Annotated in this window: 15 protein-coding genes; 7 read left to right on the top strand and 8 right to left on the bottom strand. The window is 64.9% G+C overall.

Annotated elements, in window-relative coordinates; translation table 11 throughout:
* The first annotated feature begins 33 nt into the window (after nt 1–33).
* Nucleotides 34–450, top strand: coding sequence for an ester cyclase (locus MRBLWO13_RS01710; protein WP_341976040.1), 417 nt, complete (start codon nt 34–36; stop codon nt 448–450).
* Nucleotides 451–520: 70 nt separating this feature from the next.
* Here MRBLWO13_RS01710 and MRBLWO13_RS01705 read toward each other — a convergent pair whose 3' ends face one another.
* Together MRBLWO13_RS01705 and MRBLWO13_RS01700 are read right to left on the bottom strand one after the other, a co-directional pair.
* A complete protein-coding gene (locus MRBLWO13_RS01705) occupies nt 521–1,468 on the bottom strand; it encodes a LysR substrate-binding domain-containing protein (protein WP_341976039.1) in 948 nt (315 codons plus the stop codon).
* Nucleotides 1,469–1,666: 198 nt separating this feature from the next.
* A complete protein-coding gene (locus MRBLWO13_RS01700; protein WP_341976038.1) occupies nt 1,667–3,010 on the bottom strand; it encodes an aminotransferase class III-fold pyridoxal phosphate-dependent enzyme in 1,344 nt (447 codons plus the stop codon).
* A gap of 345 nt (nt 3,011–3,355) precedes the next feature.
* Between MRBLWO13_RS01700 and MRBLWO13_RS01695 the strand changes: the two genes are divergently transcribed.
* Together MRBLWO13_RS01695 and MRBLWO13_RS01690 are read left to right on the top strand one after the other, a co-directional pair.
* On the top strand, nt 3,356–4,837 hold the full coding sequence (locus MRBLWO13_RS01695; RefSeq protein ID WP_341976037.1) for an APC family permease: 1,482 nt from the start codon (nt 3,356–3,358) through the stop codon (nt 4,835–4,837).
* Between the two features lie 37 nt (nt 4,838–4,874).
* Entirely contained in the window at nt 4,875–6,329 is a 1,455-nt protein-coding gene (locus MRBLWO13_RS01690) for a benzaldehyde dehydrogenase (protein WP_341976036.1), read from the top strand.
* 110 nt (nt 6,330–6,439) lie between these two features.
* Here the strand turns inward: MRBLWO13_RS01690 and MRBLWO13_RS01685 are convergent, their stop codons facing one another.
* The 5 genes from MRBLWO13_RS01685 to MRBLWO13_RS01665 form a co-directional block, all read right to left on the bottom strand.
* Nucleotides 6,440–7,456, bottom strand: a complete 1,017-nt coding sequence (locus tag MRBLWO13_RS01685; RefSeq protein ID WP_341976035.1) for a carbon-nitrogen hydrolase family protein — start codon at nt 7,454–7,456, stop codon at nt 6,440–6,442.
* Nucleotides 7,457–7,568: 112 nt separating this feature from the next.
* Complete coding sequence (locus tag MRBLWO13_RS01680) at nt 7,569–8,471, bottom strand: AraC family transcriptional regulator (protein ID WP_341976034.1); 903 nt, start codon at nt 8,469–8,471, stop codon at nt 7,569–7,571.
* A gap of 35 nt (nt 8,472–8,506) precedes the next feature.
* Complete coding sequence (locus tag MRBLWO13_RS01675; protein WP_341976033.1) at nt 8,507–9,373, bottom strand: SDR family oxidoreductase; 867 nt, start codon at nt 9,371–9,373, stop codon at nt 8,507–8,509.
* 105 nt (nt 9,374–9,478) lie between these two features.
* Nucleotides 9,479–10,660, bottom strand: coding sequence for a 4-hydroxybenzoate 3-monooxygenase (locus MRBLWO13_RS01670; RefSeq protein ID WP_341976032.1), 1,182 nt, complete (start codon nt 10,658–10,660; stop codon nt 9,479–9,481).
* Between the two features lie 90 nt (nt 10,661–10,750).
* Entirely contained in the window at nt 10,751–11,500 is a 750-nt protein-coding gene (locus tag MRBLWO13_RS01665) for an IclR family transcriptional regulator (RefSeq protein ID WP_341976031.1), read from the bottom strand.
* A gap of 128 nt (nt 11,501–11,628) precedes the next feature.
* Here MRBLWO13_RS01665 and MRBLWO13_RS01660 point away from each other — a divergent pair, with 128 nt between their 5' ends.
* Nucleotides 11,629–12,231, top strand: coding sequence for a hypothetical protein (locus MRBLWO13_RS01660; protein ID WP_341976030.1), 603 nt, complete (start codon nt 11,629–11,631; stop codon nt 12,229–12,231).
* Nucleotides 12,232–12,248: 17 nt separating this feature from the next.
* Here MRBLWO13_RS01660 and MRBLWO13_RS01655 read toward each other — a convergent pair whose 3' ends face one another.
* On the bottom strand, nt 12,249–13,145 hold the full coding sequence (locus MRBLWO13_RS01655; protein ID WP_341976029.1) for a LysR family transcriptional regulator: 897 nt from the start codon (nt 13,143–13,145) through the stop codon (nt 12,249–12,251).
* 106 nt (nt 13,146–13,251) lie between these two features.
* On the opposite strand from MRBLWO13_RS01655, the gene MRBLWO13_RS01650 reads away from it, so the two are divergent.
* Genes MRBLWO13_RS01650 through MRBLWO13_RS01640 form a run of 3 tightly spaced genes read left to right on the top strand, consistent with a single transcriptional unit; the run spans nt 13,252 to nt 15,928 of the window.
* Nucleotides 13,252–14,283, top strand: a complete 1,032-nt coding sequence (locus MRBLWO13_RS01650; RefSeq protein WP_341976028.1) for an amidohydrolase family protein — start codon at nt 13,252–13,254, stop codon at nt 14,281–14,283.
* A 14-nt stretch (nt 14,284–14,297) separates the two neighbouring features.
* Nucleotides 14,298–14,990 carry a 4-carboxy-4-hydroxy-2-oxoadipate aldolase/oxaloacetate decarboxylase gene (gene ligK / locus MRBLWO13_RS01645; protein WP_341976027.1) on the top strand — a complete coding sequence of 231 codons (693 nt, stop codon included), beginning with the start codon at nt 14,298–14,300 and terminating at the stop codon, nt 14,988–14,990.
* 2 nt (nt 14,991–14,992) lie between these two features.
* Entirely contained in the window at nt 14,993–15,928 is a 936-nt protein-coding gene (locus MRBLWO13_RS01640; protein ID WP_341976026.1) for an amidohydrolase family protein, read from the top strand.
* Nucleotide 15,929 lies beyond the last annotated feature (1 nt).

The following is a 15,929-nucleotide window of genomic DNA, read 5'->3' as shown; positions in this document are numbered from 1 at the left end:
AACGAGCGAACGCCCGACAGTGAAGGAACCGTCATGACGAAGGAACAGAACAAGCAGATGGTAGTGGATTTCTACGCGGCGCTCGAGCGAGGTGACTTCGACACTGCAGCCGCCATGTGTCATGAGGACTTCGTGTTCTACAGCCAAGTGGACTCTCCGCGCCCGGGCGTACGGGGATTCATCGAAGCGGAGAAGAAGCACCTTGACTGTTTCGAAGGATTCACGATGAAGGTCGATACGATCGCGGAGGGTGAGAGGGTGGCCGCGTACGTCGATTTCGAGGGACCGCAGACGCAAGAGTTCTACGGCATCGCGCCCTCGGGTCGACGGCTGCACATGACCATGCTCAATCTCTTCACCGTCCGGGACGGCAAGTTCATCGAGAAGCGCGCACACTACGACCGTTACGACCACATGATGCAGCTCAGTGCCGATCCCGTGAGTATCTGAGGCGCAGTCCGCTCAAGGCGCCGACTCCGGTCGACGCGGGCTCCGGACCGGCGACCTCGCCGACTGATCCTCACTCCTCGGATGCCGCTGATCCGTCAGGTCCGAGCCGCACCGCGCCGGGGACCAGGTGCAGGTAGTGGTCCACGATGTTGGCCGCGACCTCACGAAAACGGTTGATGAGATCCTCGGAGGACGGACGCGCGTCAGAAACGAGGGCCAGGCTGGATGGTTCCGCATCCCGGAGCGGCACGTAGGACACCCCGGGATGCGGGAAGAGCACTGCAGCGGTCGAGGGGAAGGTGTCGACGGCATTGCCGTAGGCGACAGTCGCCAGGCTCTCAAGGATGGAGCGCACTTCGCCGCCCACTCGACTTCGTTCGCCGCGTTGCGCATCGAACGACCAGTACGATCGCCATGCGGAGGGTGTCCCGGCGGCGGCCACAGCGAACGGGCGGTCCAGAAGGTCGCCCACGACGAGAGAATCTGCCGCCGCGAGTTCGTCGCCGGCCGGCACCACGGCCACGCGCGGCTCGGCGAACAGGGGCTCCACGGTGAACCGTTCATCTGACACCGGCAGGCGGAGCAATGCGACGTCCACTTCACCGTCCGCGAGAGCGCTGAGCTGATTCGTCATCGTGAGTTCGACATAGTGGAGGTCGGCGTCGGGCTCGGCGGCGCGAAAGGCGGAGAGGATCAGATGCGTGAGCGGTCCAGCGCCCTCGCCGAACACGCCGACACGGAGCTTCTTCGTGCGTCCCGCGGCGACGTCCCGCGCCTGATCGACGGCGAGGCCGAGTACTGTCAGCGTGTGTTCGACGTCGACGAGGAAGACCTCGCCCGCAGGGGTCAGTGACACCCGGTGACTGTTCCTGTCGAACAGGCGGAATCCGAGTTCCTTCTCCAGATTGGCGATCTGAGCGCTGATCACCGATTGTGCGACGAACTCCTTGTCGGCGGCGCGACCGAAGTGCAGCGTATCCGCAACGCGTGCGAAGTACCTCAGCTGTCGCAGTTCCACCTTTGCCTCCACGCGAACACATACCGCCGTCCGCGCGAGAACCGGAGGATCGCGTGCGGAGTGTCGGCGCATGCTGCGCCGGCACTCCGATGATACGACGCGGGCGATTGATCTCACATTCATTCGCCGCCACGATCGCGTGATCCCCCTGGGCGGAACATACGAGCCGCGGACGAGAGCGGAGTCGTCACCGAGGGGTCACACCTCGAGCTCCTCCACGATGGCTTTGAGGGTCTCGATGAACGATGTGATGTCGTCATCCGTCATCGGAAGCGACAGCGACACCTCGCCGCGATGCACCGGGAAGAATCCGCGATTCGCGAGTTCCAGCGAGATGATCTGCGTCTTCTCGGCGTCGAGATTCGTCCAGTAGTCACGGTGGGTGCGGATGGAGAGGCCCTCCTCTCGCATGTAGCCGTATGCCATGTGCGAGAAGCCTCTGCCGTACATCGTGAAAGGGCTGTGGCGTGATGCGGACCATTCATTGATCTCGCTGATGACCCGCGCCGCCATACCGTTGAGTCGATCGAACGCCGAACGGTCGAGGGCCTCCATGCAGGCTGCACCCGCGATGAGCGCCAGACGGTGGCCATGATGGGTGCCGGAGATCGAGACGCGCCCATCCTCCAGCACCTCCATCACGTCGGCAGAACCGCCGACGGCACCGAGAGGCATGCCGCCTCCGATGATCTTTCCCATCACTGTGAGGTCGGGGACCACGCCGTACAGACCCTGAAGGCCGTGGTAGTCGGCGCGGAGGCTGATCGTCTCGTCGAAGATCAGGAGCATGCCGAGTTCAGTCGTGAGTGCGCGCAGGCCCTCCACGAACTCCTGGTCCAGAACGACGAGTCCGCCCGCACCGCTCTGCAACTCGAGAATCACACAGGCGATGTCCTCTGCGTTCGCCCGCAGAAGACGCTCGCAGGATGCGAGGTCGTTCTGCGTGAGTGCGACGATGTTCTGGACGTCGACGTCAGGAATTCCGCCGCTGTCAGGCAACGCGTTCGGAGCATCGGCGGGACCGCTCAATTCAGGGTTCGGGTGTGCTGAGATCTGCAGCAGGTCGCTGAAACCGTGGTAACCGCCTTCGAACTTGGCGATCTTCGTCCGCCCGGTGTAGGCGCGCGCCACGCGGATCGCGCTCATGCAGGATTCCGTCGCGGAACACGAGAACTGAATCTTCTCCACCGAGGGAATGCGGTCGATCAGGATGCGGGCGAGGGCGGCCTCGGCCGAACTCGGATTGCCGAAGGAGAAACCTCCAGGGATCGCATCCAAGAGCGCGTCGTTGACGGACCGGTGACTGTGCCCGAGCACGTTCACGGTGTAGTTGTTGTTGAGATCGAGGAGCCGGTGTCCGTCCACTGTCTGGATGTACGCACCCGACCCGCTTTCTGCGAACACGGCGTGCGGGCCGAAGTTGAACGAGTTTCGGCTGTACCCGCCGGGTATCAGTTCTTTGCCTTCCCGCGTGAGATCCGCGGACACGGCGAATCTCGTCGAGAACCTCTTGAGGCTCGATTCCAAGGACAGTTCAGACATTTGATCTCCAGGGGTGGATGGGACGGTCCGCAGCAGGATCGGAAGCCGGGTCGTCTCGCACGTTGTTTCATCGTCCGATCGTCGGCGCCGGAGGTCAACGAGGGATTCGCGATCGTTCGATCTTCTGAGACGATCGCCCACCCCGCGCCTCGCCCCTCGCCCCGTCCTTCGGCCTTGGCGCCGTCGCTCGGCGGTCGAACCCGAGGCGCGACGATCTCGTACGCCGATCGCTCGATCGTGAATGCGTCGTTGCCGTATGTCCTGGCTGAACGGACGATGGGAGAGCGCGCTACCCGAATGCGCATTTCTGGTCTGTGCAGACCATCCCGATGAGGAGAGCCAATGATGACCAACCCTCCAGGCGTCGATCCACACCTGCAGGCTGCCTTGACAGGCAGTCTGCGCGGCGGATCGCTCGGTGTACCCGCCATCGTCTTCTTCGTCGTCGCCACGGCGGCTCCTCTCGCCGCCGTGCTCGGCGCGGGCCCAGTGGTCTTCGCATTCTCCGGCGTCGGCGGCCCCGCCATGTACGTCATCGCTGCTGCCGTTCTCCTTCTCTTCGGCGTGGGGTTCGCGGCGATGAGCCGTTTCGCCACGAGCGCCGGGGGCTTTGCCGCCTTCGCAGGGAAGGGCCTCGGACGTCACGCCGGATATCTGATGGCCGGCGTCGCGATACTCGCTTACGCCGGAATGCTGATCGGCCTCTTCGGGCAATTCGCCGTGTTCGCCGCCGATCTTCTCGCCACGCTGTTCGGGTGGGACATCCCATGGCAGCTCATCGCGTTCTTGGGGGTCATCCTCATCGGCGTGTTCGGTTACCTCGACATCGGCCTCTCCGCATCCATCCTCGGTGTCCTGATGATTCTCGAAGTCCTGATCTTGATCGTGTTCGATGTCGTCGTCATCGCCGCGGGCGGGGCGAGCGGCGTGAACCTCGATGCCTTCGCGTTGCAGAACGTCTTCACACCCGACATGGGGGCGGGGCTCCTCTTCGCCTTCGCATGCTTCGTCGGTTTCGAAGCGACCGTCATCTACGGCGAGGAGGCGAAGCAGCCGAAGGTCACCATTCCCCGCGCCACGTATGCGTCCATCATCGTGATCGGCGTGGTCTACACCGTCACGATGTGGGCGCTGGGCCTCGCCTACGGGTCTGATGAGGTGCAGGCTGCGGCGATCGCCGATCCCGTGGGATTCGTCTTCGCCGCGAACACGCAGTTCGTCGGGGAGTGGTCGACGGTCATCATGCGCGTGCTCGTCGTGACGAGCCTGATCGCAGTGCTCCTGGCCTTCCACAACACCTTGAGCCGTTACCTGTTCTCATTGGGTCGCGCCCGTTTCCTCTCGATTCGTCTAGGGAACACACATCCGCGATTCCGCAGCCCCAGTGTGGCGAGCATCGTCCTCTCAGTCGTCACGGCTCTTGTGCTCGTGGGCTTCGTGATCGCGCAGGCAGATCCGTTCCTCACCATCTACCTGTGGTTGGTCGGAGTCGGGACGCTGGGCGTGCTCGTGCTTCAGGCTGCCGGCGCGGCTGCTGTCATCGGCTACTTCCTTCGTCACCGCAGTTCACGGACGAATGCCTGGTCCAACTTCATCGCCCCCGCTCTCGGTGGACTGGGACTCGTCGGAGCGATCGTGCTCGCTGTGATCAATTTCCCGCTGCTGACTGGCATCACCGAGGGGCCGGCCACCTTGCTGCCGTGGCTTCTGGTCATCGCCGCCGCCGCCGGGCTCGTCGTCGGGGTGATGCGCTCACGCGGCGGCGGGATCGTGGATCTGTCGACCGGCGTGATCCAGGTCGGGGTCGACGATGAACTTCACCAGTGACCGAAAACCGTATAAGCCACAAGAGGAAAGGAAGACGATGACGTTCTTCGAGCCGTCCAACTGGGATGGAAAGCTGTTCAGCGAGGGCTGGCGGGTATCCGCACAATCCGCACCCGTCCGCGAGCCGGCCACAGGGGAGACGATCGCCCGTTACGGTGTCGCCTCAGCGGAGGATGTCGCCAGCGCTGCGATCTCCGCTCAGCGTGCTCAGCGCACCTGGGAGCGCGTTCCGGCGGACGACCGGGCGGCGATCATGAGGCGGGCTGGTGATCTCTTCGCGGAGAACTCGCCCGTCATGCAGGACTGGCTCATGCGCGAGGCAGGATCGGGACCGGGGAAGGCCGCATTCGAAGCTGGTCTCGTCGCCTCGGAGTTCTACTTCGCCGCAGGCACGGCTCAGATGCCGTATGGACAGTTGCTCCAGAGCAACCGCCCTCGACTGAGCATGGCCCGGCGTCGCCCGGTGGGCACCGTCGGCGTCATCTCGCCCTTCAACTTTCCCGGCATCCTCACCGCTCGCTCCGTGGCGCCGGCGTTGGCGCTGGGAAACGCGGTCATCCTGAAGCCGGACCCGCGCACGAGCGTTGCCGGCGGACTCTTCTTCGCGGCTGTTCTGGAAGCCGCAGGGCTGCCGGAAGGCCTCTTCCATGTGCTTCCCGGGGGTGCTGAGGTCGGCAGTGCTCTCGTCGAAGAGCCCTCCGTTCGGGTGATCTCCTTTACGGGCTCGACACAGGCAGGGCGCGCGGTCGGTGAGCGGGCCGGACGCCTTCTCAAGCGGGCACATCTTGAACTCGGCGGAAATAACGCGCTCGTCGTCCTCGATGACGTCGACGTCGAGGCTGCGGCCTCTGCAGGCGCATGGGGGTCCTTCCTGCACCAGGGGCAGATCTGCATGACGACGGGACGCCACCTCGTGCACGAGCGGATCTACGACGAGTACGTCGAACGCCTGTCCACCAAGGCGAAGAACATCCCGGTCGGCAATCCCCTGGACGGCGCACCGCTCGGGCCCATCATCGACGCGAATCAACTGTCGAAGATCGACTCCATCGTCCACGACACGGTCAAGGCGGGCGCAACGCTGACGGCCGGAGGCAGCCATCGCGACCTCTTCTACGATGCGACGGTGCTCGCCGATGTGACTCCGGATCATCGTGCCTTCGCGGAGGAGATCTTCGGACCGGTCGCCCCGGTGACGCGCTTCTCGAGCATCGACGAGCTGATCGAGATCGCCACGGCAACGGACTACGGCCTGTCGCTGGGGATTCTGTCGAACGACGCGTACCGGGCGTTCGAGTTGAGCGATCGCATCCCGTCAGGGATCATCCACATCAACGACCAGACCGTGGACGACGAGGCCGTGGCGCCCTTCGGAGGGGTCGGCGCGTCCGGGACGGGAGCCCGGTTCGGGGGGCACGAGGCGAACATCGAGGCGTTCACCGAGACGCAGTGGATCACAGTGCAGGCCGACATCGCCCGCTACCCGTTCTGAGAGCAGGGGGTTCCTGGTCCCACCAACGGCTCCGTCGCCGCCGGCCGTGAGATGTCACGACCGGCGGCGACAGAGCCGTGGGAGCGAAGTTGCGGTTCTGTCGCCGAAGTTCATTCCTCGACGTCTGCGGGCGCGTCGTGCGTCGCGTCGCCCTGAGCGTGCCGGTGTTGCTCTGGCTCCGCCCGCATCGACGCGACGGCGTTGCGCGGAGAGTGGTCGACGAGCAGGCGAGTGACGTCGGGTCGTGCGTAGTGTCCGGCTGGGTCCACGAAGGCCTTCGCCAACTCGATGGCCGCGAGGTCGATATCGGCGAAAATGAGGCCCTCTTCTGTGGGGTCGAGAGGGGTTGCCCAATCCGAGGAGTCCGGTCCGATGATTCGGGCGATCCCGCCTCCGCCCGTATAGATCTGGGTGGGCTGCCCGTCCTTAGTGGGGAACTGCATGGCGCCCTCGTCGGACATGATCTGTGACGCCATGAGCACGAACGTACTGCCTTCGAGGGCGTAGGTCTTCGAGATGGCGATGAGCGCCTCGGCGCCGAGCATTGGTGCATCGCCCTGGATGCCGATGCAGGGCCACCCGGCGACGTGTACTTGCTCGTTCTGCGAGTAGTAGACGAACTTGCTCAAGGGCTGAAGGTGCTCGAAACAGTTCAGCGCGCCGAGCCGGCCGACCGTGCTGTCCACGACTTTGAGACCGCTTCCGTCGCTTTCGCCGAAGAGGGTCCGTTCGGCATGGGTCGGCTTGAGCTTTCGGCGGTGCTGGATGACTTCTCCGTCCGGGCCGATGATCTGCTGCGCCATGTAGAGGGATCCTCCTGATTTCTCGGAGAATCCGACGACGACCGTGATGTCGTTGCGGGCCGCTGCGTCGCGGATTCGAGACAGATGCGCACCGTCGGCGGTTGGCGAGTTCGCGCGATATCGCGCGATGAACGGGAACTGCTCGTGGACCGGATACGACCAGAGGAAGACCGGGTAACCGGGGATCCACGTCTCTGGGAACGCCACGAGCTCCGCTCCGCCGGCGGCGGCCTGTTCGATCAGAGCTATCGTCTTCTCCGTGGATGCCTCGACCTCGAGCCACACTGGTTCAGCCTGCACGGCAGCAACACGATGAATTGTCATGATTCTTCCTTTCGGGAGGGAATGTGCATGACGGTATCCGGCGTGGTCCCTGGCCAATTGGCATGCTCTGCCGACTACTTGACTCTTTCTGCCTCGATCGTCGGGCGGTGGATCACGACACCGGCACGCGGTAAGCGCGCGGCGGGCACCCCTCATGACGCGAAAACGCGCGACTGAAGACGGATGGGTCCCGGTAGCCGCAAGCTGCGCCGACCTCAGCCACGCTCATTGATGTCTCTCGTAAGAGCCTTCGCGCTTGACCGATCCGTTCTTCGCGCATCCGTTTCGCCGGCGACTCCCGGAAGTGCTCGAAAGCGCTGTACAGCCTGCGTTGCGACACGTGGAGTGCGGCGGCGACGTGAGCGACGCTGAGCGACTCGTCCGAGAGATTCGCCCTGATGAACCTCATCGCTTCCTCGCGGATCCGACCTATCTCGCTCCTGTATGCCGTGCCCTCTGCGTACCCCGCGCTGAGAAAGATGAGGTGCTCGAAAGTGGAAGCGAGCCCGCCCGGCGGACTCTCTTCATTGAAGGCACCTCTTGCAAGACCGACCAGTGAGCTCAAGCCCGGAGTCGACCGATGGATCGGTCTTGCGGTCATGTGACCGATCCGGTGATCGGCGACCCCCAGTGCGCGACGGCTGACACTGAAGACCAGAAGGGCCTGCGCAGTGTCGGCAAAGTCGAGAACGTAGGGGGTGCGTGGGTCGTAGAGGACGGCCGATCCGGGCATCAGATAGGCGGTGCGGCCAGCCTGAGAAACCGCGCTGCGAGACTCCAACTGGATCATGAAGAGGATCTCATCACCTCTGTACGCCCGTGCCTCGTCTGCTCGTCGTTCCACACGGAGGCTGCTCGAGGTGATCTCGCTCAGGTCGATCCGTTTGTCCAACCGGACGCTGCGGAGTGAGGCACTGAACTCACTCGGGTCATCGGTGCGACACCGGACGGGCACGAATGTGTTGCAGCTCAGCTCCTGCCACTCACTGATGCTGGGCGTTCTGACTCGTTCCATGACTGATCCTGACTGTCTTCACCACGAGCTACCGGTCATTCGGACGGCCGCTCTGACTCCATCTCACGCAGATATGTCTCAAGACTGATCGGGGCGAGGCCGGTGAGCTTTTCGATGTCTGGGCTCACGCGGGACATGACACCGCTCCCGATGGCGGTGTAAGTCGTCACCCAGGCATCCACCTGCCATTGAGGAGCGTTGAAGGCGGCGCGGGAACGGTAGGCTTCCTCGATCGTCTCGGGGTGATAGCTCACCTTTTCGCCTCGGATACGAGACAGAGTCTCTGCGACCTCGGTCAGGGTGAGCGCCGCCGGACCCGTGAGGTCATATGTTCGGCCAACATGCCGCCCGGGTTCGGCGAGGACCGCGGCAGCCGCCCTCGAGACGTCTGCGCGTGCGACGAAAGCCGCCCTGCCATCACCTGCCGGACCACGGATCACGCCGTCCTGGCCGACCAGGGCTTCCATGAAGTCGATGTAGAACCCATCGCGGAGGAACGTCCAGCCCATGCCGGACTCCTTGATGTACTCCTCGGTGATGTGGTGATCACGGGCGAGCGTGAACGTCGCATCCGCAGCCGCCGCTGCGAACGACGTGTAGACGACGTGCTTCACACCCGCGGACGCCGCTGCATCCACGAACGCGCGGTGCTCATCGAGCCTTTCGGCGCTCTCGGAAGCGGAGACCATGAACAGCACGGCAGCCTCTCCGATCCCGGCTATCGCGGCTTCTCGATGGGAATAGCTGAACCGGTGTATGGAGCTGTTCGGCAGCTGTGGTGCCCTGGCAGGATTCCGCACAAGAAGACGCTGGGGAATCCCGCGCCTCGCAAGGTTGGCCGCGACGTATCCGCCGACGGCCCCCGAAGATCCGGTGACGGCGATCGCTGGAAGTGCTCTCATTGTCTTGACCTTTCCATCGTGTCGTCAGTCTGCACGTCAGTGCTGAGATCCGCGAGCCCGCTCCTGGAATCGCGTCATGCCGGCCACGGGTCAGCGGCGTGACGGTCAGGCATCGATGGGCCATCCGGTGTAGGCCTCAGCCAAGAAGGTCCGACCTGCCTCCGACTCGACCACTGACTTCAGCTCACCGATCTGCCGACGCTGATCGAACTCCGACGCATCGCTTGTGACGTGCAGCATGCTCGTCATCCACCAGGAGAAATGCTGCGCTTTCCAGATGCGGTTCAGCGCGGTCTCAGCGAAAGCGTCGATCAGTCGCGTGTCCCGTTCCTGTAGAAGGGCCTTCAGGGCGCGACCGAGCAAGACGACGTCAGCCACGGCCAGATTCATCCCCTTCGCGCCAGTGGGGGGAACGGTGTGCGCCGCATCGCCGACGAGAACGGCGCGTCCGTGTCGCAGCTTTCGCGCGACGAAACTGCGGAATCGCAACACGTCTCGCTGCACGACAGGACCGGTGCGGAGAGTCGTCCCCGGAACTCTCGCCTGCAGCGTGCTCCAGATCTCTTCTTCCGTCAGAGCGCTCGGGTCGGCGTCGGGCTCGCACTGGAAGTACATCCGCTGGATCTTGGTGCTGCGCTGGCTGATCAAGGCGAAGCCATGCGGCGAGCTGCTGTAGATGAGCTCGTCAGAGCTCGGCGGGGCCTCGCAGAGGATTCCGAACCACGCGAAGGGATACTCGCGGAAGTAGCCTCCGGATGATGCACCCGCGATCGCGGGGCGCACGACACTGCGTGAGCCGTCGGCGCCGACGACGAAGTCCGCTTCGATCACGAGCTCGTCACCGTCAGCAGTGGAGGCGACAACCCGGGGCTTGTTCGTCTCCACACCCTCGACGCGTGTCGCGATGACGCCGAATCGAAGGTCTTGCCCGGCGGCAAGCCGGAGCGAGAGGAGGTCCTTCAGGACCTCGTGCTGCGGATAGAGCCAGACGCTTCGGCCGACCAGGCCCGGGAAATCGATCCGATGGCCTTCCCCACCGAAATGCAGTTCGATGCCATCGTGGCGGTCGCCGACCGTGTCCACACGCGTGTTCGGATCGATCGTCCGCAACAGGTCCGCCGTGCCCTGCTCGAGGATGCCTGCGCGAATGGTCGACTCGATCTCCGTCCGCGTGCGTTGGTCGATCACAACCGATTCGATGCCGGCCTCTGCGAGCAGATGCGAGAGGATCAGGCCGGCAGGACCGGCTCCGACGATCGCGACCTGAGTGCGAACCAAAGTGCTCACGGTGTCTCCTTCGACGATGAACCGCGCTTCACTGGGCGCGTCGTTCATCAGTGTGCACGCGGGAACCTGCATCGATCGGTATTCTCCCATTCAATGGGAGTTCTGAAGATCTCTTTCGATCGATTTGGCGGCGGCCAGGAGTGCGAGAACGGCTGGCTCGGTCGGAGAGGCCCGGGGGAGCACGACCGAGAGGGCGGCGACGACTTCTTCGTGATCCCGAACGGGGATGGCAACGCCGGTCGAGATCACCTCGATGGAGCCCGGGGCCACGACATGACCGCGACGGCGGATCGAGGTGAGAAGTTTGCGCAGGGCCTCCGCATCGGTGATCGTCTCCGGCGAGAGCGAGCGCAGAGGCGCCGCGAGCACGCGCTCGCGGACGGCCGGATCCGCGTGCGCGAGCAGCACCAAGCCGGCGGAGGAAGCGTGCACGGGGAGGCGCCCGGCGATTCGGGTGACGTTCGCCCCCGAATCCGGATCCGAAAGGCGTTCGAGAAACAGGGCTTCGTCATGTTCGAGTACCGCGAGCTGGGTGTGCTGGCGTATCTGCGCCTGCACTGCTTCCATGTGGGGCAGGGCGGCCTGGCGGAGGCGTAGTGCTCGCGACCCGCGCAGGGCGAGCTCCCACAGTCGCATACCGAGGCGAATGCGATTCTCGTCGTCGCGCTCGAGCAGGCCGGCCTCGACCAGGTCGTTGACGATCCGGTGAGCGCTCGACTGCGGCATGCCAGTGCGTCGAGCGATCTGCGTCGCCGTCTGCACCGTACGTTCTCCGGTAAAGGAGTCGAGGACACGCACGATGCGTGAGGTCATGGAGTCGCCCGAGCGAGAGTTCGCCATGGAGTCACCTTCTCACGACCCGGTCCGCGACGTCCTGCATGCTGGTGATTGGAGAGCGGTAGCCTCGAGCCATGTCCCTCTATGCGTCGAGCCCCGATCTTCGATGGGTACCACTAGACACATCGTCGGTGGCCGACCTCTTCGCATCGCTCTCGGTTCGGTGGTGGCTTTCCGGAGGAGTAGCACTCGACCGATGGCTGGGGCGACCGATTCGTGAGCGCAGCAACATCGACGTGAGTGTCGTCGCGGGAGATCTCGCGCAGGTCGTCGCTGAACTCCCCTCGACACTCAGCGCATGGGTTCAACCCGCTGGCGCCCTCGGCGCGATGGTGCCGTTCGTCGATGCGCCGACGGATGTTGACCTGCAGCCGGTGCTGATCCGAGATGACGAAAAGGACGCGTGGGTGTTGCAGATCAATGTCGAGGACGGCACGCGCGACTCCTGGGTGTACAAGCGAGATCCGCGATTGCGCCTGCCCTGGGAGCGTGCGGTCATACAGATTGACCGCGTCCCGACCGGGGTCCCGGAGGTGCAGCTCGTGTGGAAGGCGCTTCGGCCGCGCTCGGAGGACGACGTCGATAGGAATGCGGTCATCCCATACCTTTCCGAGGAAGCGATCAACTGGTACGAGCGAGCGATCCTGTCGGTGCACCCGCACTCGAACTGGTCGATTCACGTGCGGAGCCCGCTCACCCCGGCGAAGGCGAGCTGGGACCGCAAGAAGCGTTAGTCCGATGGCCCCGGAGCCTACTCGCCGGTGGCGACGGCGTTCAGTACGGCGGCTCGGAACCACCTCTGAGCAGCTGACAGGCTGGCTTCGCGGCGGGTGTACAGCGAGACCGGCGTGCTCTGGCCCGGCCAGGGAAGTTCAGCGATCTGGAGGCCGGGGAACCACCCGCTGAACACCTCGGCGACGTGCCGCGGCAACAGCACGACCAGGTCGGTGGCCTCGAGTACCGCCGGCACGGTGGCGTACTCCTCGACGGTCAGTGCGACCTGTGGCATCAGCCCGTGCTCTGTCAGCGCCTGCAGCGGGAACACGTGACCGCCGCGGACCGAGACGCGCACGAAGCGCCGATCTGCGAACATCTCGGGTCCGGTCGCAGGGAGCGGGTGCTGCCCGGAGGTCAGCGCGACATACTCGACCGCGCGCACGTGCGTGCGCCACAACCGCGCGCTGCCGATCATCGACACGGTCATCGCCAGGTCGATCGTGCCGCGGATCAGCCCGTCCTCGACCTGATCCGAATCCAACCGCACGACCTGCAGATGCGGGCTCGATCCCGCGCGGGCGAGCGCGGCCATGATCGGGGGCAGAAACGTCTGTTCACCGATCGAGGTGAGACCGAGCGAGAGCTCGCCGGTGAATCGGGCCGGCTCGAAGGCATCAGGGTCGCTCACAGTCTGATCGATCTGCGCGAGGGCCTCGTGCAGAGGGCCGAACAGCTGCGTGGCCCTCGCCGTCGGCACCATGTCGTTGCCTTCGCGTCGGAACAGCACATCGCCGAACTTCTCGCGCAGGCGCCGCAGGGTGTAGCTGACGGTCGGCTGCGTCACGTGCAACTGTTCCGCCGCCGCGGTCACGCTCCGCAGCTCGTAGAGCACGACGAACGTGCGCAATTGGTTCAGATCCGTGATCGGCACACATAGACCCTATCTATGAGTGATGTCGTTTGTATCTATTGGACTATATACGGCGCGCGACCTAGAGTCGGGACCGACAGCATCCGAGTGACAAGGACGACACGCGTTGATCATCGACATCCATGGCCACTACACCACGGCGCCCGCGCCGCTTGGCGCTTGGCGCGACCTCCAGATCGCCTTCGCGGAGGGTGCTGGCGGGGCACCGGATCCAGCCGCCCTCCGCATCAGCGACGACGACATCCGCGAGACGATCGAAGCCAATCAGCTCCGCTTGATGGACGAACGCGGCAGCGACATCACTGTCTTCAGTCCTCGCGCCTCTTTCATGGCCCACCACATCGGAGACCACGCGGTCAGCGAGACCTGGGCCCGCATCTGCAACGACCTCGTCGCGCGGGTGAGCGGGCTGTTCCCCGATCGATTCCTCCCCGGTGCCATGCTGCCGCAATCGCCGGGGGTCGACCCAGGGACGATCGTCCCTGAACTGATCAGAGCCGTCGAGGAGCTCGGCGCGGTGACCGTCAACCTCAACCCCGACCCATCGGGTGGCCGGTGGTCCGCCCCCGCGCTCACCGATCGCTCCTGGTACCCGGTCTACGAGAAGCTCGTCGAGTACGAGATCCCGGCGATGGTGCACGTCAGCACGACCTGCCGCCCCGATGTGTTCCACACCACCGGCGATCACTACCTGGGCGCCGACACCACGGCGTTCATGCAGCTGCTCAAGGGCGATCTGTTCACCGACTTCCCCGACCTCAAACTCGTCATCCCGCACGGCGGCGGCGCCGTGCCGTACCATTGGGGGCGGTTCCGCGGCCTCGCCATGGCGCTCGGCAAGCCAGACCTCGAGGAGCACCTGCTGGGCAACGTCTTCTTCGACACGTGCGTCTATCACCAGCCGGGCATCGACCTGTTGACCGACGTCATCCCGACCGACAACATCCTGTTCGCGAGCGAGATGATCGGCGCGGTCCGTGACATCGACCCGCGCACCGGTCATCACTTCGACGACACGAAGCGTTACGTCGACGCCACTCCCAATCTGTCGGATGCCGCGCGGGGCCAGGTCTTCGAGGGCAACGCCCGCCGCATCTATCCGCGTCTCGATCGCGCTCTGACCGCCCGCGGGCTCTGAATGAGGATCACACCATGCGACTGAACGATCTCGGCATCGTCCACACCAACATCCAGCGTCCCGACCCCGACGACGTGGCCCGCCTTTCGCAATTCGGCGTCGCCACGATCCACGAGGCGATGGGACGCGTCGGCCTCATGCGTCCGTACATCCGTCCGGCCTACAACGGGGCGCGACTGTGCGGCCCGGCGGTCACGGTGCTGCTGCAGCCCGGCGACAACTGGATGTTCCACGTCGCGGCCGAGCAGGTCCAGACCGGCGACGTCCTCGTCGCCGGTTGCACGACGGAGAGCGAGGACGGCTTCTTCGGAGAACTGCTCGCCACTTCGCTCACCGCCCGCGGCTGCAAGGGGCTCGTGATCGACGGCGGCGTCCGCGACGTCGCCGACCTCGAGAGGATGGACTTCCCGGTCTTCTCCCGCGCCATCAACTCCAAGGGGACGGTGAAGGCCACGCTCGGCTCGGTGAACGTGCCGGTCGTCGCCGCGAACGCGCTCGTCAACCCGGGAGACGTCGTCGTCGCCGACGTCGACGGAGTCGTCGTCGTGCCGCGCAATCTCGTCGGCGCCGTCGCGGATGCCAGCCGCAAGCGCGAGGACGCCGAGGAATCGAAGCGGCAGAGGTTCCGTGAGGGCGTGCTCGGCCTCGACCTCTACGGCATGCGCGAACCGCTGGCCGCTGCGGGCCTGGAATACGTGGAGAACTGACCATGGCGCATGGCGACACCACCGGCGGATTCACCAAGACAGACGGCTGGCTCGACTGGTACGACGGCCCGACGACGCCGACCTTCCGGTTGCCCGCAGGCGCGGTCGACGCGCACTGCCACGTCTTCGGACCCGGCGCGGAGTTCCCCTACGCGCCGGAGCGCAAGTACACGCCCTGCGACGCCTCGGCGGATCAGCTCTTCGCCCTGCGCGACCATCTCGGCTTCGATCGCAATGTCATCGTACAGGCGACCTGTCATGGCGCGGACAACAGCGCCCTGGTCGACGCGCTCCGCCGCAGCGAAGGCCGCGCTCGCGGTGTCGCGACCGTGCGACCCGATGTCACCGACGCCCAGCTCGCCGAACTGCACGCCGCGGGCGTGCGCGGTGTACGGTTCAACTTCGTCAAGCGGCTCGTAGACGCCGTGCCGACTGAATCCCTCCATGAGATCGTCGCGAAGATCGCCCCACTCGGATGGCACGTCGTCATCTACTTCGAGGCCGACGACCTCCCTGACCTCTACGAATTCTTCTCCCGCATCCAGACCGACGTCGTCGTCGACCACATGGGCCGGCCCGACGTTACGAGGGATCCGAACGGCCCGGAGTTCGAGCTCTTCCTGCGGTTCATGCGTGAGAACCCCAACGTGTGGACAAAGGTCTCGTGCCCCGAGCGCCTCAGCGCGACCGGTCCGCGCGCGATCGACGGCGAGCAGCATGCCTATACCGATGTCGTGCCCTTCGCCCGCCGCGTGGTCGAGGAGTTCCCCGACCGCGTGCTGTGGGGAACGGACTGGCCCCACCCCAACCTCAAGGACCACATGCCCGACGACGGGCTGCTGGTCGACTACATCCCGCAGATCGCGACGACGCCGGACCTGCAGCAGAAGCTGCTCGTGGACAATCCGCGCCGCCTCTATTGGCAAGAAGGAGCATGAC

The organism is Microbacterium sp. LWO13-1.2 (assembly GCF_038397725.1).
Taxonomy (GTDB): Bacteria; Actinomycetota; Actinomycetes; order Actinomycetales; family Microbacteriaceae; genus Microbacterium.
This window is presented reverse-complemented; position numbering and strand designations above follow the sequence as displayed.

Bases quoted from the DNA above. Each gene is read 5' to 3' on its own strand.
- MRBLWO13_RS01710 (WP_341976040.1), top strand. From the start codon at position 34: ATGACGAAGGAACAGAACAAGCAGATGGTAGTGGATTTCTACGCGGCG.
- MRBLWO13_RS01700 (WP_341976038.1), bottom strand. From the start codon at position 3,010: ATGTCTGAACTGTCCTTGGAATCGAGCCTCAAGAGGTTCTCGACGAGA.
- MRBLWO13_RS01695 (WP_341976037.1), top strand. From the start codon at position 3,356: ATGACCAACCCTCCAGGCGTCGATCCACACCTGCAGGCTGCCTTGACA.
- MRBLWO13_RS01690 (WP_341976036.1), top strand. From the start codon at position 4,875: ATGACGTTCTTCGAGCCGTCCAACTGGGATGGAAAGCTGTTCAGCGAG.
- MRBLWO13_RS01685 (WP_341976035.1), bottom strand. From the start codon at position 7,456: ATGACAATTCATCGTGTTGCTGCCGTGCAGGCTGAACCAGTGTGGCTC.
- MRBLWO13_RS01680 (WP_341976034.1), bottom strand. From the start codon at position 8,471: ATGGAACGAGTCAGAACGCCCAGCATCAGTGAGTGGCAGGAGCTGAGC.
- MRBLWO13_RS01675 (WP_341976033.1), bottom strand. From the start codon at position 9,373: ATGAGAGCACTTCCAGCGATCGCCGTCACCGGATCTTCGGGGGCCGTC.
- MRBLWO13_RS01665 (WP_341976031.1), bottom strand. From the start codon at position 11,500: ATGGCGAACTCTCGCTCGGGCGACTCCATGACCTCACGCATCGTGCGT.
- ligK (WP_341976027.1), top strand. From the start codon at position 14,298: ATGCGACTGAACGATCTCGGCATCGTCCACACCAACATCCAGCGTCCC.
- MRBLWO13_RS01640 (WP_341976026.1), top strand. From the start codon at position 14,993: ATGGCGCATGGCGACACCACCGGCGGATTCACCAAGACAGACGGCTGG.